The 25,033-nt window shown below is 51.4% G+C and carries 21 protein-coding genes and 1 tRNA gene; 16 read left to right on the forward strand and 6 right to left on the reverse strand.

Going from position 1 to position 25,033, the window contains the following annotated elements:
* Window positions 1-64 precede the first annotated feature (64 nt).
* Entirely contained in the window at window positions 65-967 is a 903-nt protein-coding gene (locus tag OGY62_RS16150; RefSeq protein ID WP_200073632.1) for a LysR family transcriptional regulator, read from the forward strand.
* A 211-nt stretch (window positions 968-1,178) separates the two neighbouring features.
* Here OGY62_RS16150 and OGY62_RS16155 read toward each other — a convergent pair whose 3' ends face one another.
* Complete coding sequence (locus OGY62_RS16155; RefSeq protein ID WP_071818848.1) at window positions 1,179-1,520, reverse strand: helix-turn-helix transcriptional regulator; 342 nt, start codon at window positions 1,518-1,520, stop codon at window positions 1,179-1,181.
* Window positions 1,521-1,702: 182 nt separating this feature from the next.
* Here OGY62_RS16155 and gap point away from each other — a divergent pair, with 182 nt between their 5' ends.
* The 3 genes from gap (at window position 1,703) to OGY62_RS16170 (ending at window position 7,191) form a co-directional block, all read left to right on the forward strand.
* Entirely contained in the window at window positions 1,703-2,704 is a 1,002-nt protein-coding gene (gene gap / locus OGY62_RS16160) for a type I glyceraldehyde-3-phosphate dehydrogenase (RefSeq protein ID WP_286460288.1), read from the forward strand.
* Window positions 2,705-3,088: 384 nt separating this feature from the next.
* Window positions 3,089-5,632 carry an oxygen-sensing cyclic-di-GMP phosphodiesterase DosP gene (gene dosP / locus OGY62_RS16165; RefSeq protein WP_047462264.1) on the forward strand — a complete coding sequence of 848 codons (2,544 nt, stop codon included), beginning with the start codon at window positions 3,089-3,091 and terminating at the stop codon, window positions 5,630-5,632.
* Complete coding sequence (locus OGY62_RS16170) at window positions 5,629-7,191, forward strand: sensor domain-containing diguanylate cyclase (RefSeq protein WP_049011460.1); 1,563 nt, start codon at window positions 5,629-5,631, stop codon at window positions 7,189-7,191. The genes dosP and OGY62_RS16170 overlap by 4 nt, the downstream gene beginning before the upstream one ends.
* A gap of 42 nt (window positions 7,192-7,233) precedes the next feature.
* On the opposite strand, the gene OGY62_RS16175 is transcribed toward OGY62_RS16170, so the two are convergent.
* A complete protein-coding gene (locus tag OGY62_RS16175) occupies window positions 7,234-8,658 on the reverse strand; it encodes a glucose/sorbosone family PQQ-dependent dehydrogenase (RefSeq protein WP_198448676.1) in 1,425 nt (474 codons plus the stop codon).
* Window positions 8,659-9,285: 627 nt separating this feature from the next.
* On the opposite strand from OGY62_RS16175, the gene OGY62_RS16180 reads away from it, so the two are divergent.
* A complete protein-coding gene (locus OGY62_RS16180; protein ID WP_286460289.1) occupies window positions 9,286-10,890 on the forward strand; it encodes an MFS transporter in 1,605 nt (534 codons plus the stop codon).
* Window positions 10,891-11,062: 172 nt separating this feature from the next.
* On the opposite strand, the gene OGY62_RS16185 is transcribed toward OGY62_RS16180, so the two are convergent.
* Window positions 11,063-11,137: transfer RNA gene (locus OGY62_RS16185), tRNA-Arg, on the reverse strand.
* A gap of 75 nt (window positions 11,138-11,212) precedes the next feature.
* Entirely contained in the window at window positions 11,213-12,145 is a 933-nt protein-coding gene (locus tag OGY62_RS16190; protein WP_012131426.1) for a formate/nitrite transporter family protein, read from the reverse strand.
* Window positions 12,146-12,433: 288 nt separating this feature from the next.
* Here OGY62_RS16190 and mlaA point away from each other — a divergent pair, with 288 nt between their 5' ends.
* Complete coding sequence (gene mlaA / locus OGY62_RS16195) at window positions 12,434-13,189, forward strand: phospholipid-binding lipoprotein MlaA (protein WP_024130145.1); 756 nt, start codon at window positions 12,434-12,436, stop codon at window positions 13,187-13,189.
* Between the two features lie 62 nt (window positions 13,190-13,251).
* Here mlaA and fadL read toward each other — a convergent pair whose 3' ends face one another.
* Window positions 13,252-14,601, reverse strand: coding sequence for a long-chain fatty acid transporter FadL (gene fadL / locus OGY62_RS16200; protein WP_024130146.1), 1,350 nt, complete (start codon window positions 14,599-14,601; stop codon window positions 13,252-13,254).
* A 371-nt stretch (window positions 14,602-14,972) separates the two neighbouring features.
* On the opposite strand from fadL, the gene OGY62_RS16205 reads away from it, so the two are divergent.
* The 4 genes from OGY62_RS16205 to sixA all read left to right on the forward strand — a co-directional run bounded on the left by OGY62_RS16205 (window position 14,973) and on the right by sixA (window position 19,584).
* Complete coding sequence (locus OGY62_RS16205) at window positions 14,973-15,257, forward strand: YfcZ/YiiS family protein (RefSeq protein WP_024130148.1); 285 nt, start codon at window positions 14,973-14,975, stop codon at window positions 15,255-15,257.
* 177 nt (window positions 15,258-15,434) lie between these two features.
* Complete coding sequence (fadI, locus tag OGY62_RS16210; protein ID WP_286460290.1) at window positions 15,435-16,745, forward strand: acetyl-CoA C-acyltransferase FadI; 1,311 nt, start codon at window positions 15,435-15,437, stop codon at window positions 16,743-16,745.
* Complete coding sequence (fadJ, locus tag OGY62_RS16215) at window positions 16,745-18,892, forward strand: fatty acid oxidation complex subunit alpha FadJ (protein WP_286460291.1); 2,148 nt, start codon at window positions 16,745-16,747, stop codon at window positions 18,890-18,892. The genes fadI and fadJ overlap by 1 nt, the downstream gene beginning before the upstream one ends.
* A gap of 206 nt (window positions 18,893-19,098) precedes the next feature.
* Window positions 19,099-19,584: a phosphohistidine phosphatase SixA gene (sixA, locus tag OGY62_RS16220; RefSeq protein WP_047462281.1), complete on the forward strand. Its 486-nt coding sequence runs from the start codon at window positions 19,099-19,101 to the stop codon at window positions 19,582-19,584.
* Between the two features lie 118 nt (window positions 19,585-19,702).
* Here sixA and smrB read toward each other — a convergent pair whose 3' ends face one another.
* Complete coding sequence (smrB, locus tag OGY62_RS16225; RefSeq protein WP_286460292.1) at window positions 19,703-20,254, reverse strand: endonuclease SmrB; 552 nt, start codon at window positions 20,252-20,254, stop codon at window positions 19,703-19,705.
* 165 nt (window positions 20,255-20,419) lie between these two features.
* On the opposite strand from smrB, the gene prmB reads away from it, so the two are divergent.
* The 6 genes from prmB to OGY62_RS16255 are packed head-to-tail and all read left to right on the forward strand — an operon-like array spanning window position 20,420 to window position 24,972.
* A complete protein-coding gene (prmB, locus tag OGY62_RS16230) occupies window positions 20,420-21,352 on the forward strand; it encodes a 50S ribosomal protein L3 N(5)-glutamine methyltransferase (RefSeq protein WP_012131438.1) in 933 nt (310 codons plus the stop codon).
* Window positions 21,353-21,390: 38 nt separating this feature from the next.
* A complete protein-coding gene (gene aroC / locus OGY62_RS16235) occupies window positions 21,391-22,476 on the forward strand; it encodes a chorismate synthase (protein WP_012131439.1) in 1,086 nt (361 codons plus the stop codon).
* A gap of 3 nt (window positions 22,477-22,479) precedes the next feature.
* Window positions 22,480-23,304, forward strand: coding sequence for a penicillin-insensitive murein endopeptidase (gene mepA / locus OGY62_RS16240; protein WP_012131440.1), 825 nt, complete (start codon window positions 22,480-22,482; stop codon window positions 23,302-23,304).
* Window positions 23,304-24,113 (forward strand): sulfite exporter TauE/SafE family protein, encoded by an 810-nt coding sequence (locus OGY62_RS16245; protein WP_012131441.1) that lies wholly within the window; start codon window positions 23,304-23,306, stop codon window positions 24,111-24,113. The genes mepA and OGY62_RS16245 overlap by 1 nt, the downstream gene beginning before the upstream one ends.
* Window positions 24,113-24,661, forward strand: a complete 549-nt coding sequence (locus OGY62_RS16250) for an elongation factor P hydroxylase (protein WP_012131442.1) — start codon at window positions 24,113-24,115, stop codon at window positions 24,659-24,661. Before OGY62_RS16245 ends, OGY62_RS16250 begins: the two co-directional genes overlap by 1 nt.
* Window positions 24,662-24,693: 32 nt before the next feature.
* Window positions 24,694-24,972 (forward strand): YfcL family protein, encoded by a 279-nt coding sequence (locus tag OGY62_RS16255; protein WP_012131443.1) that lies wholly within the window; start codon window positions 24,694-24,696, stop codon window positions 24,970-24,972.
* The last annotated feature ends 61 nt before the right edge of the window (window positions 24,973-25,033 follow it).

Genomic DNA, 25,033 nt, shown 5'->3' on the forward strand with positions numbered 1-25,033 from the left:
GTAAACTATTATAGGGACTGTATTCATAACAGGACAATCATACGTCCCGTATCTGGTGACAGTAATGCATTTAGAAGATATTCGAATTTTTGTAACCATCGTAAATATGGGAAGTTTTACAGCAGCAGCCGAACACCTGAGTCTATCCAAACAATTTGTCAGCAGAAGAATGGCCGCGCTGGAGAAAAAAGTTTCAGCCCGATTACTGGTGCGAAATACCCGAAAGTTGTCCGTTACGGATACCGGCCAGGCTTTTTTTCATCATGCCCGGCGCATTCTGGAAGAGGTTCATGAAGCCGAGCAGGTTATCTCCGCCCGGCAGCAAAAACTGGCCGGGTCATTCAGGATTAGCCTGCCGATGACATACGGCATCAGGCGACTTGCCCCCCTGATTGTTGAATTTCAGACGGCGCATCCAGAACTTACCGTTCATATTGATATGAATGACAGATATGTCGATGTGGTGGGCGAAGGCTACGATATGGTTTTGCGCATCGGGAACCTGATGGACTCTACCTTAATTGCTCGCTGTCTGGGTAAATTACCGATGGTGATTTGCGCCAGCCCGGATTATCTCCGTTTGCACGGTACGCCTCTGGCGCCTTCTGAACTGGCGCAGCATAGCTGCCTTTTGTATGGTCGGGAGGGGCAATTCGGCTGGAAATTGACGGAGGAAAATTCACCGAATACGTATGCCGTCAGAGGCAATCTGAGCAGTAATAACGGGGACGTGATCCGCGAGGCCGCAGAAGCGGGGGCCGGTATTGCGCTTTTGCCGCTTTTTATCGTTGAAGACTCGCTGCAACAAGGCGCTTTAGTGCAGATATTGTCTGATTACTCGCCGCCTCCGCTGACGATCAGCGCGCTGTATCCAAAACATCGCCAGCGCAGCGCAGTGACCCGGATCTTATTGCCATTTCTGGCCGAAAGAATTGCCGGCATCGTCGACCCGATTAAAAAAACATGAGTGATGTAGGGGCTGATGTTGTCAACTAAATCAGGATAGTGAATATGTTATTTGAGTATTGATGGGCTCAGGCAGTGACATAAAATGGCCGTGTCAAGCCGACGCTGATAACTATCATATGATCATCAAAGCGATGTAATCCCTGGTATTCCAGAAGGGATAAGATGTTCGTTGCTCTTTAAAATTATGCTTGCCTGATGTTCAGTTGAAATTAAACGCGTTCTCTTTTTTCTGTCATATCGCGTCTGACTTGTCCTGGCGTTTTCCCAAAGTATTGATGGAATCGTCTTGAAAAGGCTTGCTGACTGGAAAAGCCTACGATAAAGGACACATCCATTATCGGTGTCCTGGTTGTCGATAAAAGTTCAAAGGCCTTATTTAATTTTAACTCTGTCACATACTGACCAAGGGTTACGCCGGTATGCGACTTGAATATTCTCTGGAGGTGCCAGGGAGAATATCCTGATCTCGCGGCTATGTCAGTAATTCGTAATGGTTTGTCTGTATTGTTGTGGAGCCATTCAAGTAGAACGTCGAGCACACTTTTGTACATGATAATACATCTGCCATTTTCGGTTATTGATTATGTATCAACGTATCATAATCATAATGCTTATATCTAACTTTATTGTGCAGTTTTTTTGATGATAACCAGCAATAAAATTATGCAGCATCGGCAACCTTGTTGTGTATGTTGGTAGTGTCTTATGAGCGCTTTTATTTTGAGGATTGAATATGAAAAGAATTGGCATCAATGGTTTCGGTCGTATTGGTAGACTGGTATTACGCCGGATTCTGGAAACCGAACTGAATGTGGAAATTGTCGCTATAAACGATCTCACCTCGCCGGATGTTTTGGCTTATTTGCTGAAATATGATTCAAACTATGGTCCCTTTAACGGCACGGTTTCCCATGCTGACGGTTCAATTATCGTCAATGGTAAAGTCATCAAAGTATTTGCTGAGAAAAATGCGGGTGATATCCCCTGGGGTGGCCTGGGTATTGATGTTGTTGTGGAATGTACCGGTTTTTATACCTCAGCAGAAAAAGCGAATGCCCATATTGAAGCCGGAGCGAAAAAAGTGCTTATCTCCGCGCCTGCTGGCGATATGAAGACCATCGTTTATCATGTGAATGATGAAACGCTCACTTCTGCTGATAACATTATTTCCGTTGCGTCCTGTACGACAAACTGTCTGGCACCGGTGGCAAAAGCCCTGAATGACGCCTTTGGTATTAACGTCGGCACGATGACGACGGTACATGCTTATACCGGCACCCAGGCTCTGGTGGATGGTCCCCGAGGTAAAGACTTCAGGGCTTCTCGTGCTGCGGCGGAAAATATTATCCCGCATACGACAGGGGCGGCCAAAGCGATTGGTCTTGTTATTCCTGAACTTAACGGGAAACTGAAAGGTCATGCCCAGCGTATTCCGGTAAAAACGGGTTCAGTGATGGAGTTAGTGACCGTCCTGAATAAGACCGTCACCGTTGAAGAGGTCAATAACGCGCTGAGAAATGCAACAGTTGATAATGAGTCATTTGGCTATACGGATGATCCAATTGTATCGTCTGATATTATTGGCATCCATTTTGGTTCCGTTTTTGATGCGACCCAAACGGAAGTAACAGAATTTGATGGCGTGCAACTGGTCAAAACGGTCGCCTGGTATGATAATGAATACGGGTTTGTGACCCAGTTGGTCAGAGTATTGAAGAAGTATATTTCCCTCTGATTTTTGTTGAAAAGAAACCCCTGCACAAAAATGCGGGGGTTTTTAAATGGTGATATAAATTTAGGTTATGTCAGATTTTTATTGTTAATGTGCGCTGTCGTTCAGGTAATGAAAACGGCAAACATGGCTTCGTACTGCGTAAGAAAAGGAACCGGGCAGAAAAGGAATAGCAGGCATGATAAGCGTGACATATTTTATACCGCTGAGTGGAAGTAATCCGTTTGCTTCAGTAGACTTTTCCTACAGGGTTTGAATAGCGAAACGCGGCAGGTGACGTCATCACCATGTATCGGCCTGCCTGAGGCTGTGGTTTGCAGGGACAATTGTTCAGGATAATGCGACTTTCCGTCAGTCAGGCATTATCTGTTGAGGAGTTATCTGAAAATGAAAGCTGCGGCTGACAATATTCTGTTTCCTGCTCTTGAGCAGACGTTCATGGCGGTTGTCCTCGTCGACGAGCGTAACCGGGTTCTGTTCTTTAACGAAGCCGCAGAGAAATTGTGGGGCTATTCCAGGGATGAAGTGCTTGGCCGGGATATGAATATATTAATTCCCGGGCCTCTGAAGCATGTTCACGGGGATTATGTCCACCATCACCGTGACGGGGGAAATTCCCGGGTTGTCGGGATGAATCGTGAACTTCAACTGGAACGAAAAGACGGCACGCAGGTCTGGACCAGCTTTTCGCTCTCCAAAATAGATGTGGATGGCCGCATCCACTACATGGCCGCCGCCCGGGACGTCAGCAAAGAGGTGGCCAGGCGCGAGCAAAACCGTCTGTTGTTGCTTGCCGTCAATAACACGGACAGAGCCGTGGTTGTTCTGGATGAACAACGTCGTATTGTCCAGACCAACCGTGCGTTCACCAGCATGTTTGGATATGGCGCAGATGAAGCCATGAACCAGGTGTTCCCTGATTTCCTGCTGTCTTCAGGAAACAGCGATGATGCGCTAAAGCGTGTGGAAGAACATCTGCGGGGAAGTCGCTGGTTTCAGGAAGAACTCCTCACCGCGACCAGAAACGGCAGGGAAGTCTGGAGCCGGGTTTCGGTAAACCCTGTCCTCAATGAGCGTGACCACCGCCAGACCCGTAACCTTGTCGTAACCTTCGTTGATATTACGGAAGAACGTAATATTCGTAATCTGGAACGGGATGTACTGGCCGCGCTGACCAGCCGGATGACTTTCCAGGAAACGGGTGATTACATCTGCCAGCGAATTGGAAATATTGCGCCAGGCGTACTGGTCTCGGTATGCCGGATCGTCGATAACCGGATGCGCCCGTGGGCAGCTCCCGGTTTTCCAAAAGAATATGGTGAATACTGGGATGGCGTGGCCGTCGGTGAAGGCGTGGCAAGCTGCGGTACTTGTGCTGCGCGTGGCGAGCCCGTCATGGTCCAGGATATCAGCACCGATCCTCTATGGGCTCCCTATAAACATCAGATGTTGCCTCATGGTTTTCGGGCATGCTGGACATACCCTGTAAAACGTCGAGATGGTTCCGTGGCAGGGACGTTTGCTTTTTATTTCAGGACACAGAATGAGCCGGATACATTTCTGGTTCGCATTGCCGATGCCAGCGTTCATCTTTGCGCTCTGGCGATTGAGCGGGAGGAAGGTCGCCAGCAAATCGACCGACTGGTTCGGTTCGATGCCCTTACGGGGCTGCCCAATCGTCAGTATCTCTATCACCATCTGGATAAACTGCTGTCGGGTAACGAGCCGGAACTCGCCGTGTTTTTCCTCGATATTAACCGTTTTCGTAAGGTGAATGAGTCACTGGGGTATTCCGCTGGCGACCAGGTGATTATCACGCTGGCTAACCGCTTGCAGGAGAGGTTCGGGCCGCATCACTTTATCAGCCGGGTGGGTGGCGCGCAGTTTGTCGTGGTGGCGAGCGCCTGTCGTGTTGATGAGGCCTCACACCTGGCTGAGCTTATGCAGCATATCGTTGGCGCTGAAATGAGCGCCGCCGGGCAGACCTTCGAGCTTAAAGCCTGTATTGGGATCAGCCATTCCATTGGCGGCGACAGGGAAACGCTGCTGGCCCACGCCGAGAGCGCGATGGAGCGGGTACGTGAAAGCGGTGGAAGCTATCAGTTTTTTAACCCGGAACTGAATCAGGCCGTCATGCAACGTCTGAAACTGGGCATGGCGCTGCGAAATGCGATTACGGAGGGGCATTTGCGGCTGGAATATCAGCCTCAGATCAGGGCTGCGGACGGGCAGGTATACGGTTTTGAAGCGCTGACCCGATGGCACGATCCGCACGCTGGCGACATCTCTCCAGGGACGTTTATTCCTCTGGCTGAAGAGACGGGAGAGATAGAGCATATCGGCCTCTGGGCGCTGCGTGAAGTCTGCCGACAGCTTTTTGAATGGCGGGAAAAGGGCACGAATGTGTCGGCAGTATCTGTAAACCTGTCTGCCCATAACTTCCGTAAGCCTGATTTACCCCGTTATATCGCCGACCTGCTGAATGAATATCAGCTGCCCGGCAATATCCTGACCATTGAAATTACGGAAAGCGCCATGATGGAACTGACGGACGAGATGCTTGCGCGGGTCAGGGAGATTCGTGCGATGGGCGCGGGGGTCTCAATGGATGATTTCGGCACCGGCTTTTCCAGTCTGGCCAGCCTGGCGTATCTGCCGGTGACGGAGGTCAAAATTGATAAAAGCTTCATTGACCGGTTCGCCCGCGATCGTCGCGTCAATGCGCTGGTCGAAGCGGTTGTCAGTATTGGGCATAACCTCGACCTGACGGTTGTGGCGGAAGGTGTGGAAAATACCCATCAGCATCAGCAACTGAGAAAAATGGGCTGTTCCGTACTTCAGGGATTTCTTTTTTCCCGACCATTGTCGGCGAATACGTTACCGGTATGGCTAGAGGCTTACCGTTCACCCTTGCAGGATGCACAATCATGAAGAAAAAACTGTTACAGATGCTGAATTTGCGTCTGCTTATTATTGCTTTTGCGTTTCTGATGACCCTCCTTACTCTTTTCAATAGTTTCTATTCAGCCTGGCGTGTCCAGAAGCAGGTACTCATTGAGAATGAACTCAGTGAAAACCAGGCATATGCGGAGAGGATTGCTTCCACTATTGATTTGTATCTGGCGGTTTTCATGGAGCGTCTGGAATACAGTGCGAGCGTCATCGGTCAGCATTTCGATGATGAGAGCATCATCGCTGGAGAAATGATGAGGATGCAGCGGCGGGATTTTGGTTTTGATTCCGTTACGCTGGTGGATGAAAAAGGCAAAATTATTGGCGTGCTGCCTGAATCCCTGAACCTGAAGGGGAAAATGCTGACCACGCCAGGCGGCGTCGAGGCTCTCAAAGAAATGCAGCCGACGGTCAGCAGCGCCTACAATTCTTTGTCCGGTAATCTGGTGGTGTATATTTCACATCCCGTCAGGAATGCGCAGGGGAAATACCTCGGTTTTATTGGCGGCGCGATTTATCTGCAAAGAAGCAACGTTCTTTCTGCGCTCATTTCTAATCATTTCCGCAATGATGACAGCTATATTTACGTCGTTGATAAAAATGACCAGCTCTTATATCACCCCGATCCGGCCCGCAGAGGGGAAAAAGAGGAAGGCAATGCCGCAGTGAAAGCCGTGGAGCAAGGGCTGAGCGGCGCGATGGAGGTGACAAACTCCCGTGGCGTGGAAATGCTGGCGGGGTATGCCAGTATAAACACCTCGGGCTGGGGCGTTGTGGCGCAAAAACCAAAAGATAAAACCCTTACTGCGCTTGATGGGCTCATGTGGCAAATGATACGCGGCGTTGTACCGCTGGGTATTGTGGGGTTGTTTATTCTCTGGTGGCTGGGGAATGAAATCGTCAGACCATTGCGTCAACTGGCGGATCACGCCATTTCGATGGACAGCGATGAGTCCGCAGAAAAAGTACGAAACGTTCGATCGTGGTATATCGAAGCCTCCCGACTCAGGCGCGCGTTGCTTCAGGGAATGGAATTAATCCGGGAGAAAATGAAATGGCTGAACGATCAGGCCAGCACTGACCCGCTTACCGGCCTGGTCAACCGACGGGCGGCAGAGAAACTGCTGGCTGAATACGAACATCAGCAGCGACAGTTTGCGGTGATTTCTCTGGATATCGATCGCTTTAAAGCCGTCAACGACACGTTTGGTCATGACATTGGCGATGTTACGTTAAAAGCGCTGGCGCAGTTGCTGAAGCGAAGCTGTCGTAAAAACGATACCGCCTGCCGTATGGGAGGAGAGGAGTTTATGATGTTTTTCCCGGAGACGTCGGTAGAGGCTGCGGCAGATATTGCGGAGCGGCTGAGAAAAGAGGTCGCCGCCGCAAAGATAGAGACGGTAGGGCATATCACCATTTCTCTTGGCGTGACGGTGTGGCCGTCGGGCGTTGACTCTGTCTCTCAGGCGCTGAAACGGGCTGATGAATTGATGTACCAGGCGAAACAGGCGGGCAGAAACCAGGTGGTCGCAGGATAAAAAAGCAGGCGAATACCTTATTCGTATTCGCCTGTTATTGAATTATTTGCCCGTGTATTCAAAGACGATAATAGAACCCGGGTTACTCAGATTATGCGTTGGATGGTTGGATTCATCCATCACATTACCAAAGTTATCCGTCGCCACGTAGATTTTACGGGTGTCCGGGCTGACCAGCACCATGCGGTAACGGTTTGCCGTGTGGAAATATTTCGCGACGTCACCCTGGACATCTTTCTTATCGGCATTCAGCAGAACACGGTATAGCGCGCCATTTTTCATGGAGCTGATAATCACCGAGTTTCGCCAGCCTTTAATTACGCCGTTTTCCGGGTAGTATGCCACGCTGGATGGCGCAATTGTCGGCCAGCAGATATATGAAGAATCCGGGCCGCAGCTGGCGTCGTTATAGGTAAAGCCTTCTTTGACCGTAAAGAACGTTTTAATTGGCGCTTTAAAGTCTGCGGCTTTCCACTCTGTTTCTTTCTGGACCGGAACGCCTGCCGGAATATGGTTAGGGTCCCAGGTCAGAGACGGGCAATTCGCCGCTTCAGAGTAGTTGGCATAAACGTAAGCCTGATCGTCCTGGAAACCGGCAACGTGTGGCCAGCCATAGTTGCCGCCGGGTTCGAGGATATTCAGCTCGTCATCGGAGGATGGCCCTTGTTCGGATGCGTAAAGGGTATCGCCAATAAATACCAGTCCCTGAGGGTTACGGTGTCCGTAAGTAAACAGGTGGCTTTTGATGCCTTTAATAACGGGGTTATCATCTGGAATAGAGCCATCGGTATTCAGACGCAGCACTTTACCGGCATAGGCGGTATAGTCTTTATTCTTCAGTTCATTCTCAGTGGGAATACGCTGAGCTTCGATAGGTTTACAGAAATTCGCGCCCTGGTTATGCCCTTGTTCACCGATGGTATAATACAACTTCCCGTCCGGGCCAAAGCGCAGGCGTCCACCGTTGTGGTCATTGCCTGCCGGGAATCCAGCCAGGATCTCTTTTTCATTACCCAGCTTCTGGGTTTTTTCGTCATATTCCAGGCGAACGATTTTGGCGTGTTCCTTGTCGCCGTTCATATAGGTATAGGCCGTATAAACATAATTATCGCCACCCGGTTTCATGAAGTTCGGTGACAACGCCAGGCCCAGAACGCCTTCATGCTGCGGCCCGGTATGAACCCCGCTCAGCGTAATGGCGACTTTTTTCTCACCGGTTTTCGGGTTGATACGATCGATAGAAGCGGCTTTACGTTCGGTTACCCATAAATAATCATCCGGCCCCCACACCATATCCCACGGGGCATCAAGCCCGCTAATGAGGACATGCGCGGAAAAAGGTTCTGAGGCTTGTATCTCGGTTTGTTTTGAATTTGCGGCCTGTGATGAGGTTGCGGCATAACTAACGCCAGATATGGCAAGGGCTAACGTAACAGCCTGACTGATGCGCTTTATTTTATTATTCATCATTGCGTTCCTGTATATGATAAATAGTTTCGACGGATGTCGAAATTTTCAAAGATGTAACAACTATTGTCCTTGAGAGGTAATTTGTCAAGTTGCGCCAGAAGCCGATAATTTATTAAAAATGAATCTGTTGCGATAAGGTGGAATAAGTCGATTTGGGTGTGTCGGCATTGGGGTGTTGTTTAACGTGTTGTTTGTACTGAATGTTTTCTCTGGCAGTTGTTAGAGGTTCATTTGTTGGCTTCTCACAATATCGCGATATGAATTTATTGTCTCATTTTTTGAAATTCACTGTCCGACATGTGTTGTTAATGTTGATTTTCACCCACTGGATTATGTGGTTGTGTTCTATAATGAGAGTGATGTCCATGAATAATCTCTATTTTTCAGTGATAACACTTTATTTAAGGATTATCAGGCACATTTCTACCGGAGATGGTATTGTCTGAACGCGGATTTTAATTCTTGTTATTTGTTTTTATAAAAGGTAATGTCATGAGATAAGGGACTGTATCTAAATATTCCCCATAAATCTTCTTTTCCTGTTTTGTATTTTGATTACGATATCGTTGATACCTGTGACAAGTAAATGATTACCGGTCATCTTAAGCTGGAGGGCATATTTATATGGCAGAACAACATTCATCAGCATGGTCACCTTTACGTAACCGTGTTTTTTTCATGTTATGGATAGCCACACTCTTTTCCAATATCGGGACCTGGATGAATGATGTTGGCGCTGGTTGGTTGATGACCAATTTAAGCCCGGACCCTGTTATGATTGCCGCTATTCAGGCAATGACCACGCTGCCCGTATTCTTGCTGGCGTTACCGGCGGGGGCTATTGCGGATATTTTCGACAAGAGAAAATTACTTATTCTTGTTAATATTATGATGCTGTGTGCCGCGTCTCTGCTCGCAATTATCGTCTATTTTAATGTTGTCAGTATCGGATGGTTATTATTCATCACGTTTATTCTCGGATCCGGCGCCGCGTTTTTAGGCCCGGCATGGCAGGCCATTGTACCTGCTATTGTTGAACCTCATGAATTAAAATCCGGGATTGCGTTAAACAGTATGGGTATTAACATCAGCCGGGCGATCGGGCCCGCGCTGGCCGGTATTTTGATTTCACAGGTCGGTCTTTATCTTCCTTTCCTTCTGAATGCGTTGAGTTTTATTGCGATTATTGCTGCGGTATGGTGGTGGAAAGGAGAAGAAAAAACGAACGGGAGTCTTCCGGCTGAATCTGTTGTTGCCGCAATGGTTTCAGGTTTGCGTTATGCCCGTTACAGCCCGGAATTAATGAGAACAATAATAAAGGCTGCCAGCTTCTTTGTTTTTGCCAGCGCGTATTGGGCAATGCTCCCGCTGGTGGTGAGACTCTCACTTCAGGGAGATGCAACATTATATGGCGTGTTAACAACCAGTATCGGGATCGGCGCTGTCTGTGGCGCATTCAGTTTGCCCGCGTTGCGTAAGCGACTCAGTGCCGGCGCTCTTATTACCTCAGGAACATTCGGTACTGCTGCCGTATTACTGATATTCGCCGGAGCAGCATCTCAATATGCCGCCATTTTCGCCAGTATTGTGGCTGGTTTCAGCTGGATTATTACCTTGTCAACGCTCATGATATCAGCCCAGACAGCGCTCCCGGACTGGGTTCGCGCAAGAGGGCTGGCCTTGTACCTGACCGTATTTTCCGGGTCAATGGCATTCGGTTCTCTGGTCTGGGGACAAATTGCCTCGCATACGTCAGTAACCACAGCATTACTTTCTGCCGCAATCGGTATTGTCGTTGTCTGGTTATGCGTATTAAAGGTAAAAATTGACCATGACAATATTAACTTGCAGCATTCAGATCACTTTAGCCTTGCTGAGGACGATCTTAATGATATTACCGGCCATACCGGTCCGATGCTGGTGTCTGTTTATTATCATGTCGATGCTGAAAAGAATGGCCAATTTATCAGTTTGATGAAAAAGTTAAAAAATATCCGGTTAAGGGATGGCGGTTACGCCTGGGGACTGTTTGTGGTTCCTGAGAAATCCAATGAATTTATTGAAACATTCATGGTGTCGTCATTGGCTGAACATCTGCGTCAGCACGACAGAGCGACTGTCGATGACAGACAAATACAGCAGCAGCTGGATGACGTCATTCTGAATAAAAAAGCAACACACTATTTTTCTGCGAGTGTAGCGGAATCCTTTGTCATACAAGAGGAATAAAAATAAGCGTTCAGCTTATACCGTCTGGTGAATAATAGAACGTTGTGGGGCGGCAGGACTGAATCACGCATCATCCTGTCTGCCTCGTGGCAATGTAGAAATGCAAAATCACAAGACGATGGCTGATTGTGGTGGTTTTCCAGAACCCGGTAGACGTCAGGAGAGGTATGTATGGTGTCCCCTGCAGGAATCGAACCTGCAACTAGCCCTTAGGAGGGGCTCGTTATATCCATTTAACTAAGGAGACGAGGCGGCACGAGTATAGCGTTTTTTACCCTGCACAGTAAGTATATCGCCGCCTGACTGCTCAAACAGTCGCCATTCAGGACTGTTTTTTCTGCTTTTCCGCCTTCTTTCCGGCACGCAGCCTGGCCTCTTCTTTGCGTCTGGCGCTCATATCATTACGGATCTGCGCATGGCTCATAAGCGCGAAGATGAATGTACCGCCGCAGATATTCCCCGCCAGCGTGGGCAAAGCAAAGGGCCAGAAAAAGTCGCTCCAGTGCAGCGTGCCGTTAAACACCAGATAGAGGATTTCAACCGAACCCACGACGATATGAGTCGTGTCAGCGAGGGCGATAAGCCAGGTCATCAGAATGATCACCACGATTTTTGCGGCGCCGGCAGCAGGAAACATCCATACCATCGTGGCAATGATCCAGCCGGAAATAATGGCATTGGCAAACATCTCGCCAGGGCTATTTTTCATCACATCCATGCCGATTTTGACAAACGCATCACGCGTTTCTTCGTCAAATATAGGCATATATTCAAAAGCCCATGCGGCGATGCCAGTACCGACTACGTTGCCCAGCAACACCACGCTCCAGAGCCGCATCAGCAGACCCGCGTTGCCCATCGTCGGGTTTTGCATCACCGGCAGAACGGCGGTGACGGTATTTTCAGTAAACAACTGCTGGCGCGCCATGATGACGATGATAAAACCAAAGGTATAACCCAGATTCTCAAGTAAAAAACTGCCGGGGACGCCGTCCAGCTGTACGTGAAAAATACCTTTCGCCAGTAGCGAGGCGCCCATTGAGAGCCCTGCGGCAATGGCTGACCACAGCAGCGCCATGGCGTCACGCTCCAGCTCTTTTTCGCCGTCCTGGCGGATATGTTCGTGAATCGCCATCGCGCGTGAGGGGAGGCGATCCTCGTCGACCTCTATCTTTTTCCCGCGTTGTTTTTCTTCGCTTTCGACTTCGAGTTCGTCACTGTGTTGATCAATTTTCTCTTCGCTGAATTTATCCATTGTGAGACCTCGTGATGAACACATTTGTCTAAAGCGTAGTGGCTTTTATCCGACTGAAGGCAGGGCAAACTCTGAAATCGCAAAAAAGGCGACGCGCGTTTTTACCCGCCCGGTTAGAATGAAACCCGCCATGAGCCAGAGTTACAGGCTATGATCAAATCAACAAGAATCAGTATATAGACATCATTTGACGTGCTGTTACAATCGCTCACACCTAAACAGGCGGATACGGTCTCGTTCCGTCATGGATGGCAATCAGCGATAGCCATAATCAACAGGGAGACATTTATGAAGCTTCGCCTGTCGGCGCTTGCGCTGGGGAGCACACTGCTGGTGGGATGTGCAAGCTCCGGTACAGAACAGCAGGGGCGTTCAGATCCGCTCGAAGGATTTAACCGCACCATGTACAACTTCAACTTTAACGTGTTGGACCCGTATGTCGTTCGACCGGTCGCTGTCGCCTGGCGTGATTATGTTCCGCAGCCTGCCAGAAATGGTTTGAGTAATTTTACCAGCAACCTCGAAGAGCCTGCGATTATGGTGAACTATTTCCTGCAGGGCGATCCCTATCAGGGCATGGTGCACTTCACCCGCTTCTTCCTGAATAGTATTTTGGGAATGGGGGGCTTTATTGATGTTGCGGGGATGGCGAATCCAAAACTACAGCGTGTTGAACCGCACCGTTTCGGCAGTACGTTAGGCCATTACGGTGTGGGGTATGGCCCCTACGTGCAACTTCCGTTCTATGGCAGCTTCACGCTGCGTGAAGATGGCGGTGATATGGCCGATACCCTTTATCCGGTACTCTCCTGGCTCACCTGGCCGATGTCTATTGGTAAATGGACCATTGAAGGAATTGAAACCCGCGCGCAACTGCTGGATTCCGATGGTCTGCTGCGTCAGTCTTCCGACCCGTATATTCTGGTGCGTGAAGCATACTTCCAGCGTCATGACTTCATCGCTAACGGCGGGAAGCTTAAACCGCAGGAAAACCCGAATGCCCAGGCGATTCAGGACGATCTCAAAGAGATTGATTCTGAATAACCACACGAGGCTAATAAAAAAGGTGAGTCAAAAGACTCACCTTTTTTTACGTCTGATGAAAATCAGAACGCGTAGTTAAAGTTCGTACCGAACAGCCAGGCTTTACCGTCAGACTTGAAGGAGTAAGCTGCCGGGCCTTCCCCTTCGGTGAATTTCACGTTCTGACCGTGCATATAGGATGCGCCAACGTCAATAGAAGCATCTTCATTGAAGGCGTAAGTTGCACCCGCGCTCAGCCACAGACGGTCCTGATCGGGAATAGAAATGGAACGTTTGTTTGCCGGAACCGGGCTATCGTCATACGCGATACCGGTACGGAAAGTCCAGTTCTTATCGTAGTAGTAGGTCGTACCCAACGCGATACGGTACGCATCCTTAAAGCTTTCATCTTTATAGAAGAGCGTCTGGCCGTCGTCGCCTTTGGCTTTTAACTCCTGGAACTGGCTCCAGCTGGTATAAGTCAGGCTATAGTGGATAGCCCATTGCGGCGCGACGCGGTTATAACCGGAGATTTCCCACATTTCAGGCAGGTTCAGGGTTAAGGAACCATTCTGTGTTGCGCCGCCAGTGCCGTATGGCAGGCTTGAAAGCCCCATACTGGCGAAAATATTGTTCAGATTTGGGTTAATGGAGCTTTTGTAATCGCCTTCGAAGTCGATTTTCACTTCAGAGCGGTAGGTCAGGCCCCAACGGTTATCCTTGTCGAGTTCATACAGGATGCCTGCATTCCAGCCGAATCCCCACTCATCACCCTTCAGGTGGGCGATCTGGGAGTCAGGGGAGTTAATGCCATCCGTCCACTGAGAGGGTACGCCTTGTCCAACCAGCTGTTGTGAAAGCACCGGACCGAGGGAACCCGCGTAGCGCTCAATTTTAGCCTTCGCGTAAACCGCATCAAAACCAACCCCGAAGCTCCAGCTATTATTCAGGCGATAGGCGCCGCTGAGGTTCAGGTTCACCGTTTGCAGGTCTGTTTTACCGCCATAGATACCGGCTGAATAATCTTTATTGAATTCGGTGGCGAGGCCATAGTTGGAGGTAATGGATGCCCCCCAACCGAACTGATCGTTGATCGGCGCAACGAAGTGCAGGTTAGGAACCCACGCTGTTGGCGCAATATTATTCGCGTTGGCATTTTGCCCGGTTAAGTTAGAGCGGCCGGTCACATTGACATCTGGATCGATATACACCGCACCCGCAGAGAAGGTGGGGCGATCGAACATCATAATTAACGCCGGGTTGCGGCTAACGTTACCGGCATCATCTGCGATAGCGCCTTCACCCGAATAAGCCCGGCCAAGGCCAGAGGAAGAAAATTCGTTTAACTGAAAGCCTGCAGACCAGGCTTGTGTGGAGACGATTGCCACTGCGACTGCGAGAGCAGACTTTGTAAACAGGGTTTTCTGGCTCATGACCATAACCTCATCGATTTATTTTTATACAAACTATGTTACATGCCGTAACAGGAGCGCGAAGTGTAGGGTCTGAGGTACGACAGAGAAATCAGACCAGTGGCGTGAGTATAGGTCTGACCAGCTGGAATGTTGCAAGTATGTTTATAATATTTTTCAATTGTGATCGTAGAAACGCGATCCAGCTGGCAAATTTGAGGCCTGGCGCACTCACTCGATTGGGCGATTTTTGTTTTAGATCATTTTTAAGTGTGATTTCGGTCACTTATCCCATTTTGCGTCATTAACGACTGGAGAGCCTTTTTCCACGAGCGTAAAATATCCTCAATATTTATCTGGCACCTTGAGTGCAAATACAGAGGAAATCTACAATGAGTAAATGCAGTGCTGATGAAACCCCGGTTTGCTGCTGTATGGATGTTGGCACCATTATGGACAACTCCGATTGCACCGCGTCCTACAGCCGTGTGTTTGAAAACCGCGCGCAGGCTGAAGAAACGCTGGCGGCTCTGACAGAAAAAGCGCGTGGCGTGGAGTCTGAACCTTGCCAGATTACATCCACCTTTACCGAAGAAGCTGAAGGCGTGCGTCTGGACATCGACTTTGTCTTCGCCTGCGAAGCTGAAACGCTGATCTTCCAGCTGGGTCTGCGTTAATCCCCTTCTTTGAATGCCCTTGTCAAATTCTGGCAGGGGCATTTTCGTAACCCTCTGTTACTATCCTCTGTGTCTTAGCTCTCACTTTCTGGCGTCTCCGCTTGGCGAAATGTAAAAAATTGGTTAAGACTGTGATCAGGTCAGACCACTTATTTTATTTTTTTACAGGGGAATGTTATGAGTCAGGCTTTACCACTGGTTACCCGCCAGGGCGATCGTATTGCCATTGTAAGCGGATTACGTACGCCGTTTGCTCGTCAGGCTACCGCTTTTCATGGCATTCCTGCTGTTGAGCTGGGAAAAATGGTGGTTGGGGAATTGCTGGCGCGCAGTGAAATACCTGCCGAGGTTATTGAGCAACTGGTTTTTGGCCAGGTGGTGCAAATGCCTGAAGCCCCCAACATCGCCCGGGAAATTGTGCTGGGTACGGGAATGAATGTTCACACCGATGCCTACAGCGTAAGCCGGGCGTGTGCGACCAGTTTTCAGGCGGTAGCGAATGTTGCGGAAAGCCTGATGGCGGGGACGATTCGCGCGGGGATTGCTGGCGGCGCGGACTCCTCCTCCGTGTTACCTATTGGCGTCAGCAAAAAGCTGGCGCGTATACTGGTGGACGTCAATAAAGCCCGCTCTACCGGGCAAAAACTCAAGCTCTTTTCCCGCCTGCGTCTGCGAGACCTGATGCCTGTTCCGCCCGCGGTCGCTGAATATTCCACCGGGCTGCGGATGGGCGATACGGCCGAGCAAATGGCGAAAACCTATGGCATTACGCGTGAGCAGCAGGATGCGCTGGCGCATCGTTCTCATCAACGAGCCGCACAGGCCTGGGCCGAAGGTAAACTGGCGGATGAGGTGATGACGACATATGCGCCGCCGTATAAAGAGTCTTTCTCTGAAGACAATAATATTCGTGGCAGCTCTACTCTGGCTGATTATGCGAAGCTGCGCCCCGCGTTTGATCGACAACATGGGACGGTCACGGCGGCGAACAGTACGCCGCTGACGGATGGCGCGGCAGCCGTCATCCTGATGACGGAGTCTCGCGCTAAAGAACTTGGCCTGGCGCCGTTGGGTTATCTGCGTAGCTATGCGTTTACCGCAATTGACGTCTGGCAGGACATGCTGCTGGGCCCGGCCTGGTCGACGCCGCTGGCGCTGGAGCGGGCCGGATTAACGCTGGCCGATCTCTCGTTAATTGATATGCATGAAGCCTTTGCCGCCCAGACGCTGGCTAACATTCAACTGCTTGGCAGCGAGCGTTTTGCTCGCGACGTACTGGGCAGGGCGCATGCGACCGGGGAAGTGGATGACAGTAAGTTTAACGTCCTCGGCGGGTCGATTGCCTATGGACATCCGTTTGCCGCAACGGGGGCGCGGATGATCACGCAAACCCTGCATGAGCTACGCCGTCGGGGAGGCGGTTTTGGCCTGGTGACTGCGTGCGCAGCGGGGGGTTTAGGGGCGGCAATGGTTCTGGAGGCGGAATAATGGACATGACATCAGCGTTCACGCTTAACGTGCGTCTGGATAACGTCGCGGTCGTCTCTATTGATGTCCCCGGTGAGAAAATGAATACCCTGAAGGCGGAGTTCGCGACGCAGGTTCGCGCCATCCTGAAACAGATTCGGGAAAACAAGGCGCTGCGCGGTGTGGTTTTTATTTCTGCGAAGCCGGATAACTTTATCGCGGGGGCGGATATCAACATGATCGGCAACTGCAAAAGCGCGCAGGAAGCTGAAACGCTGGCGCGTCAGGGCCAGCAGATAATGGCTGAAATTCAGGCGCTGTCTGTTCCGGTTGTCGCCGCCATTCACGGCGCGTGTCTCGGCGGCGGGCTGGAGATGGCGCTGGCTTGCCATCGGCGCATTTGTACTGATGATGCGAAAACCGTGCTGGGCCTGCCGGAAGTGCAACTGGGGCTGCTGCCAGGGTCTGGCGGTACGCAGCGATTACCGCGCCTGGTTGGGGTGAGTACGGCGCTGGACATGATCCTCACCGGTAAGCAGTTACGGCCAAAACAAGCGCTCAGGGTTGGTCTGGTGGACGAAGTCGTGCCGCACGCCATTTTGCTTGAGGCCGCCGTGGAACTGGCGATTAAAGGGCGTTCCGCTCATCGGAATTTACCGGTGCGTGAACGTATTCTGGCGGGGCCGCTTGGGCGCACGCTGCTGTTTCGCATGGTCAGTAAAAAAACCGGGCAGAAAACGCAGGGTAATTACCCGGCGACAGAGCGAATCCTTGAGGTGATTGAAACCGGGCTGGCGCAGGGAAGCAGCAGCGGATACGACGCGGAAGCGCGGGCGTTTGGCGAACTGGCGATGACGCCGCAGTCGCAGGCGTTGCGGAATATCTTTTTTGCCAGTACCGAAGTGAAAAAAGATCCGGGGAGCGACGCGCAGCCTGGCCCGTTAGCCAGCGTAGGCGTACTGGGCGGAGGTCTGATGGGCGGCGGTATTGCTTACGTGACGGCCTGTAAAGGCGGCTTGCCGGTTCGCATCAAAGATATTAATGCCAAAGGCATCAACCACGCGCTGAAGTACAGCTGGGATCAGCTTGAAACCAAAGTTCGCCGCCGCCATATCAAAGCGGGCGAACGCGACAAACAGCTGGCGCTAATCTCCGGCTCAACGGATTACCGCGGCTTCTCGCATCGGGATCTGGTTATTGAAGCGGTGTTTGAAGATCTGGCGTTAAAACAGCAGATGGTGGCGGAAGTCGAGCAAAACTGCGCTCCTCACACCATTTTTGCCTCCAACACCTCATCTTTACCCATCGGCGACATCGCGGCTAACGCGGCCAGGCCTGAGCAGGTGATTGGTTTGCACTTCTTTAGCCCGGTAGAAAAAATGCCGTTGGTGGAGGTCATTCCTCATGCGACAACCTCCGCGCAGACGATCGCAACGACCGTTAAGCTGGCGAAAAAACAGGGCAAAACGCCGATTGTGGTCAGCGATAAAGCCGGGTTCTACGTTAATCGTATTCTTGCCCCGTATATCAACGAAGCAATACGGTTGCTGACCGAAGGCGAACGCGTTGAAGCGATCGACGCCGCGCTGGTCAAGTTTGGTTTTCCGGTCGGGCCAATCCAACTTTTGGATGAGGTTGGCATCGATACAGGCACTAAAATTATACCTGTACTGGAGGCCGCTTACGGCGAACGTTTTAGCGCGCCTGCAAACGTTGTTGCCTCAATTTTGAATGACGATCGCAAAGGCAGAAAAAATGGTCGCGGTTTCTATCTTTATGGCGTGAAAGGGCGTAAAAGCAAAAAACAGGTCGACCCTGCAATTTATAGGCTTATTGGTACGCAAGGGCAGAGCCGACTTTCTGCGCAGCAAATGGCTGAGCGGTGCGTGATGTTAATGCTCAATGAAGCGGCGCGCTGCTTTGATGAGAAGGTGATCCGCAGCGCGCGTGATGGCGACATCGGCGCGGTATTTGGTATTGGTTTTCCGCCGTTTCTTGGCGGCCCGTTCCGTTATATGGACACTCTCGGCGCGGGTGAAGTGGTTGCGGTTCTGCAACGACTGGCTACGCAGTATGGCGACCGGTTTACCCCGTGTGAGCGCTTATTGCGGATGGCTGAACGCGGTGAACGTTTCTGGAACAGTGGGGAAACAGACCTGAAGGAATAAGGTCATATCAGGACGAGACCGCACCGAATGACTGTGTGGTGGTCAATTTGTAAACAAAGATTGACTATACTTACGCCATTGAGGTAAAAAACAGCGTTTCATTCGGTGAATGGATAAGGCACAATGCCGGCCACCGCATTTTTATCATACCCGTCAGGGTTTTTGCTAAGAATGTGGGTGATTCTGGTTAACAAAAGCGGTGCAATATGCAAGTTTTTATCATGCGTCACGGCGACGCGGCCCTCGATGCCGCCAGTGATTCGGTTCGTCCCTTAACCTCGTGTGGTTGTGACGAATCCCGCCTTATGGCGAACTGGCTGAAAGGTCAAAAAGTGGATATCGAACGTGTTCTGGTGAGCCCGTTTCTACGAGCCGAACAAACGTTGGATGTGGTAGGGGAGTGTATGAACCTGCCTGGCAATGTGGACGTTTTGCCGGAGCTTACTCCTTGCGGCGATGTCGGTATGGTCAGCGCCTGGTTGCAGACGCTGGCGAATGAAGGTGTCGCATCGGTGTTAGTGATCTCTCACCTGCCTTTGGTGGGATATCTGGTGTCTGAACTCTGTCCTGGCGAGACGCCGCCAATGTTCACCACATCTGCGATTGCCAGCGTAACGCTTGATGAAAGCGGCAAAGGGATTTTCAACTGGCAGATGAGCCCGTGTAATCTGAAAATGGCAAAAGCGATTTAACGTTATTATCGTCGGTTGGATACCGTGCCTGATGGCGCTTCGCTTATCAGTCCTACAGCCTGCACTGACCCCGTAGGCCGGATAAGGCGCTTGCGCCGCCATCCGGCAATCGGCATTGTCAGGGAAGCTCCGGCGGCAACCACTCTTCTACTTCAATCAATACCAACAGCGCAGCGTCCCCGCCGTACTCTTTTGGCGCCTGATGGAAGGCCATAACGTGCGGATGTTGCGCCAGCCATAACGGCGTTTGTTGCTTAAGAATATGCTTTCCGTGGCCGTGCATCACACAGGCGCAAAAGACATGCTCGCGGCGACAGGCGGCAATCAGCGCCCCCAGCTCTTGTTTGGCCTGTTGTTGCGTCAGACCGTGCAAATCCAGGAACAACTCCGGCGAATAGTCGCCCCGACGCATTTTCTTCAGCTCGAAATGGCTGACGTCGGCACGTACATATTTCACCGGGCCGTCGGTATTCAATAACGGTTGAAATTCATCGGAGAAATAGTGGTTGGCATCAGCCTGCTCCTGTATCAGACGTTTGACCGGGACTTCTGTGATTTTTTTACGTTGCGGCCGGTGGACAATGGTGTCCTGCTTAATCTGGCGGGTGCCGGTCATTAACTGCCGGAACAACGCCTGGTCCTCCTCGCTGAGCGATGTTTTCTTTTTCATTCGAACGTCTCATCTTTTATTTTGCGTTAGTTTACCCGACTCAGGGGACATTCGTTCAGCCAAAACGCAATTTTCACGCTCTGGCGCCGCGTGAGTGCTGATTTATCGCCGTCTTCGTGGCAAACTAGCCGCCGAATTTAATGCGAGCATGCCCTGGAGGAATACGTGGATAAAATTTTCGTTGATGAAGCAGTGAGTGAGCTGCATACCATTCAGGACATGTTGCGCTGGGCGGTAAGCCGGTTTAGCGCAGCGAATATCTGGTATGGTCACGGCACGGACAACCCGTGGGATGAGGCCGTACAGCTGGTGCTGCCGTCACTTTATCTGCCGCTGGATATTCCAGAAGACATGCGCACCGCGCGCCTGACGTCCAGCGAACGTCACCGCATTGTTGAACGGGTCATTCGCCGTGTCAACGAGCGTATTCCGGTGGCCTACCTGACCAATAAAGCCTGGTTCTGCGGCCATGAATTCTATGTTGATGAACGCGTATTAGTGCCACGTTCGCCGATTGGCGAGCTGATCAACAACCGCTTTGCGGGGCTTATCAGCGAGCAGCCGCACCACATTCTGGATATGTGTACCGGCAGCGGATGTATCGCTATCGCCTGTGCTTATGCTTTCCCGGAGGCGGAAGTGGATGCCGTTGATATCTCCAGCGACGCGTTAGCCGTAACCGAACACAACATTGAAGAGCACGGTCTGCTCAACCATGTCACGCCGATTCGCTCCGATCTGTTCCGCGATCTGCCGAAAGTGCAGTATGACCTGATTGTGACGAACCCGCCGTACGTTGATGCGGAAGATATGTCCGATCTGCCGAATGAATATCGTCATGAACCCGAACTGGGCCTGGCGTCCGGCACTGACGGTTTAAAACTGACCCGCCGTATTCTGGGCAACGCGCCGGACTACTTGTCCGATGACGGTATTCTGATTTGTGAAGTCGGAAACAGCATGGTACATCTGATAGAACAATATCCCGATGTACCGTTTACCTGGCTGGAGTTCGATAACGGCGGCGACGGCGTCTTTATGCTGACGAAAGCGCAGCTCATTGCGGCTCGCGAGCATTTCAGCATCTATAAAGATTAATCAACGGTCAACAACACAACAACGATAACGGAGCCGTGATGGCAGGAAATACACTTGGACAACTCTTTCGCGTAACGACTTTTGGTGAATCACACGGGCTGGCGCTCGGTTGTATCGTTGATGGTGTTCCGCCGGGCATTCCGCTAACGGAAGCCGACCTGCAACACGATCTCGACAGACGCCGTCCGGGAACCTCGCGTTACACGACCCAGCGTCGTGAACCGGACCAGGTGAAAATTCTCTCCGGTGTCTTTGAAGGCGTGACGACGGGCACCAGCATTGGCCTGTTGATTGAAAATACCGATCAGCGTTCACAGGATTACAGCGCCATTAAGGACGTTTTCCGCCCGGGCCATGCCGACTATACCTACGAGCAGAAATACGGTCTGCGCGATTACCGTGGCGGCGGTCGTTCTTCCGCCCGTGAAACGGCGATGCGCGTCGCGGCTGGCGCGATTGCTAAAAAATATCTGGCGGAGAAACACGGCATCGTCATTCAGGGGTGTCTGACCCAGATGGGCGATATTCCGCTTGAAATCAAAGACTGGCAGCAGGTTGAACAAAACCCGTTTTTCTGTCCTGATCCAGATAAAATCGACGCGCTGGACGAGCTGATGCGCGCCCTGAAGAAAGAGGGCGATTCGATTGGGGCAAAAGTGACCGTCGTGGCAAACGGCGTTCCGGCAGGGCTTGGCGAACCGGTCTTTGACCGTCTGGATGCGGACATCGCTCATGCGCTGATGAGCATCAACGCGGTAAAAGGCGTGGAGATTGGCGATGGGTTTGATGTGGTCGCGTTGCGAGGTAGCCAGAATCGCGATGAAATTACCAAAGAGGGCTTCCTGAGCAACCATGCGGGCGGTATTCTCGGCGGTATCAGCAGCGGGCAACAAATTGTTGCACATATGGCGCTGAAACCCACTTCCAGTATTACGGTGCCGGGACGTACGATTAACCGCTTTGGTGAAGAAGTCGAGATGATCACCAAAGGGCGTCACGATCCGTGCGTTGGGATCCGCGCCGTGCCGATCGCTGAGGCCATGCTGGCGATCGTGCTGATGGATCACCTTCTGCGTCAGCGCGCGCAAAATGCGGATGTAAAGACTGATATTCCACGCTGGTAATCAATGAAAAAAACGGCACTCGCGTTGCTGGCTCTTCTGGTCAGCAGCGCCAGCCTGGCGGCGACGCCCTGGCAGAAAATTACGCATCCTGTTCCCGGAAGTGCGCAATCCATCGGCGGCTTTTCGAATGGCTGCATTGTTGGGGCAGACACGCTTCCCGTGCAGTCCGAACACTATCAGGTGATGCGTACCGATCAGCGCCGCTATTTTGGTCATCCCGATCTCGTGATGTTTATTCAACGACTGAGCACTCAGGTCAGCAACCTTGGATTTGGAACGGTGTTGATCGGCGATATGGGGATGCCTGCGGGAGGGCGGTTCAACGGCGGACATGCCAGCCACCAGACCGGGCTCGATGTCGATATTTTTCTGCAACTGCCGAAAACACGCTGGACGCAGGCGCAGCTACTGCGACCTCAGGCAATTGACCTGGTCTCCCGCGACGGCAAACATGTGGTGCCTTCGCTGTGGAAGCCGGAAATTTCCAGCCTGATAAAACTGGCGGCGGAAGATAACGACGTCACGCGTATTTTTGTTAATCCTGCCATTAAACAGCAGTTATGCCTGGATGCCGGAACCGATCGTGACTGGTTGCGTAAAGTGCGACCCTGGTTCCAGCATCGTGCGCATATGCATGTACGATTACGTTGCCCTGCCGACAGCCTGGAGTGCGAAGATCAGCCTTTGCCTCCGCCTGGCGATGGATGCGGCGCAGAACTACAAAGTTGGTTTGAACCTCCTGAACCTGGAACAACAAAGCCTGAGAAGAAGACACCGCCACCGTTGCCGCCTTCCTGCCAGGCGCTACTGGATGAGCATGTACTCTAATGGACAATTTTTTAAATCTGTTTATGGTGTCCCCGCTGTTATTGATTGTTCTTTTTTTCGTGGCAATGCTGGCTGGATTTATTGATTCGCTGGCGGGGGGAGGCGGCTTATTAACGATCCCTGCATTAATGGCGGCAGGCATGTCGCCAGCACAGGCGCTGGCGACCAATAAATTGCAGGCCTGCGGCGGCTCACTCTCCGCGTCAATCTATTTCATTCGTCGCAAAGTGGTCAATCTTGCCGATCAGAAACTCAATATTCTGATGACGTTCATTGGCTCAATGAGCGGCGCGTTACTGGTGCAATATGTCCAGGCGAGCATTTTGCGGCAGATTTTACCGGTGCTGGTTATTTGTATTGGCCTTTATTTCCTGTTGATGCCGAAACTCGGCGAAGAGGATCGTCAGCGTCGGCTTTATGGCCTGCCTTTCGCGCTGGTCGCCGGGGGCTGCGTCGGATTCTACGATGGCTTCTTCGGCCCGGCTGCCGGATCGTTTTACGCGCTGGCGTTTGTGACGCTGTGCGGGTACAACCTGGCGAAATCCACCGCCCATGCCAAAGTGTTGAATGCCACCTCGAATATTGGCGGCCTGTTGCTGTTCGCTATTGGCGGTAAAGTCATTTGGGCGACAGGTTTCGTGATGCTGATTGGCCAGTTTCTGGGCGCTCGTATGGGCTCGCGACTGGTGTTAAGCAAAGGACAGAAGCTCATTCGCCCGATGATAGTCATCGTCTCTGCGGTGATGAGCGCCAAACTACTTTATGATAACCACGGACAGGAGATTCTCCACTTGCTGGGGATGAACTAATGAACAGTACGCATCATTACCAACAGCTAATTGATATTTTTAACGGCTGCTTTGCCGACGATTTTAATACCCGTCTGATTAAAGGCGATGACGAACCGGTCTATCTTCCTGCTGATGCGGACGTGCCGTACCACCGGATTGTTTTTGCGCACGGCTTTTACGCCAGCGCGCTGCATGAGATTTCGCACTGGTGTATTGCCGGAAAGGCGCGTCGCGAGCTGGTGGATTTTGGTTACTGGTATTGCCCGGATGGGCGTGATGCGCAAACCCAAAGCCAGTTTGAAGACGTGGAAGTGAAACCGCAGGCCTTTGACTGGCTGTTTTGCGTGGCGGCGGGTTATCCGTTTAACGTCAGTTGCGACAACCTGGAAGGGGACTTCGAACCGGATCGCGTGGTATTTCAGCGCCGGGTTCATGCTCAGGTGATGGAGTACCTGGAAAAAGGCATTCCTGAACGCCCGGCCCGGTTTATTAAAGCGTTACAGAATTATTATCACACGCCTGACATTACGGCGGAACAGTTCCCGTGGCCGGAAGCGCTCAACTGAGGCCGACGCCACGTTTACAATGAGGAAAGAAGATGATCGCGGAGTTTGAATCACGCATTCTGGCATTAATCGACGATATGGTAGAGCACGCAAGCGATGATGAGTTGTTTGCCAGCGGATATCTGCGTGGCCACCTGACGTTAGCAGTTGCAGAACTGGAAGGCGGTGATGACCATTCCGCAGAAGCGGTGTATGCCAACGTCACCAGCAGCCTGGAAAAAGCGATTGGCGCAGGCGAGTTGTCGCCGCGTGACCAGGCGTTAGTGAAAGAGATGTGGGATAACCTGTTCCAGAAGGCCATTAACGCGTAGGCCGGATGCGTCGCCATCCGGCATTTTCACCTTGCCGGGTGGCGTTAACGTTCATCCAACG

It is taken from the genome of Citrobacter sp. CK198, assembly GCF_030333295.1.
In the GTDB taxonomy this organism is placed as follows: domain Bacteria; phylum Pseudomonadota; class Gammaproteobacteria; order Enterobacterales; family Enterobacteriaceae; genus Citrobacter_B; species Citrobacter_B koseri.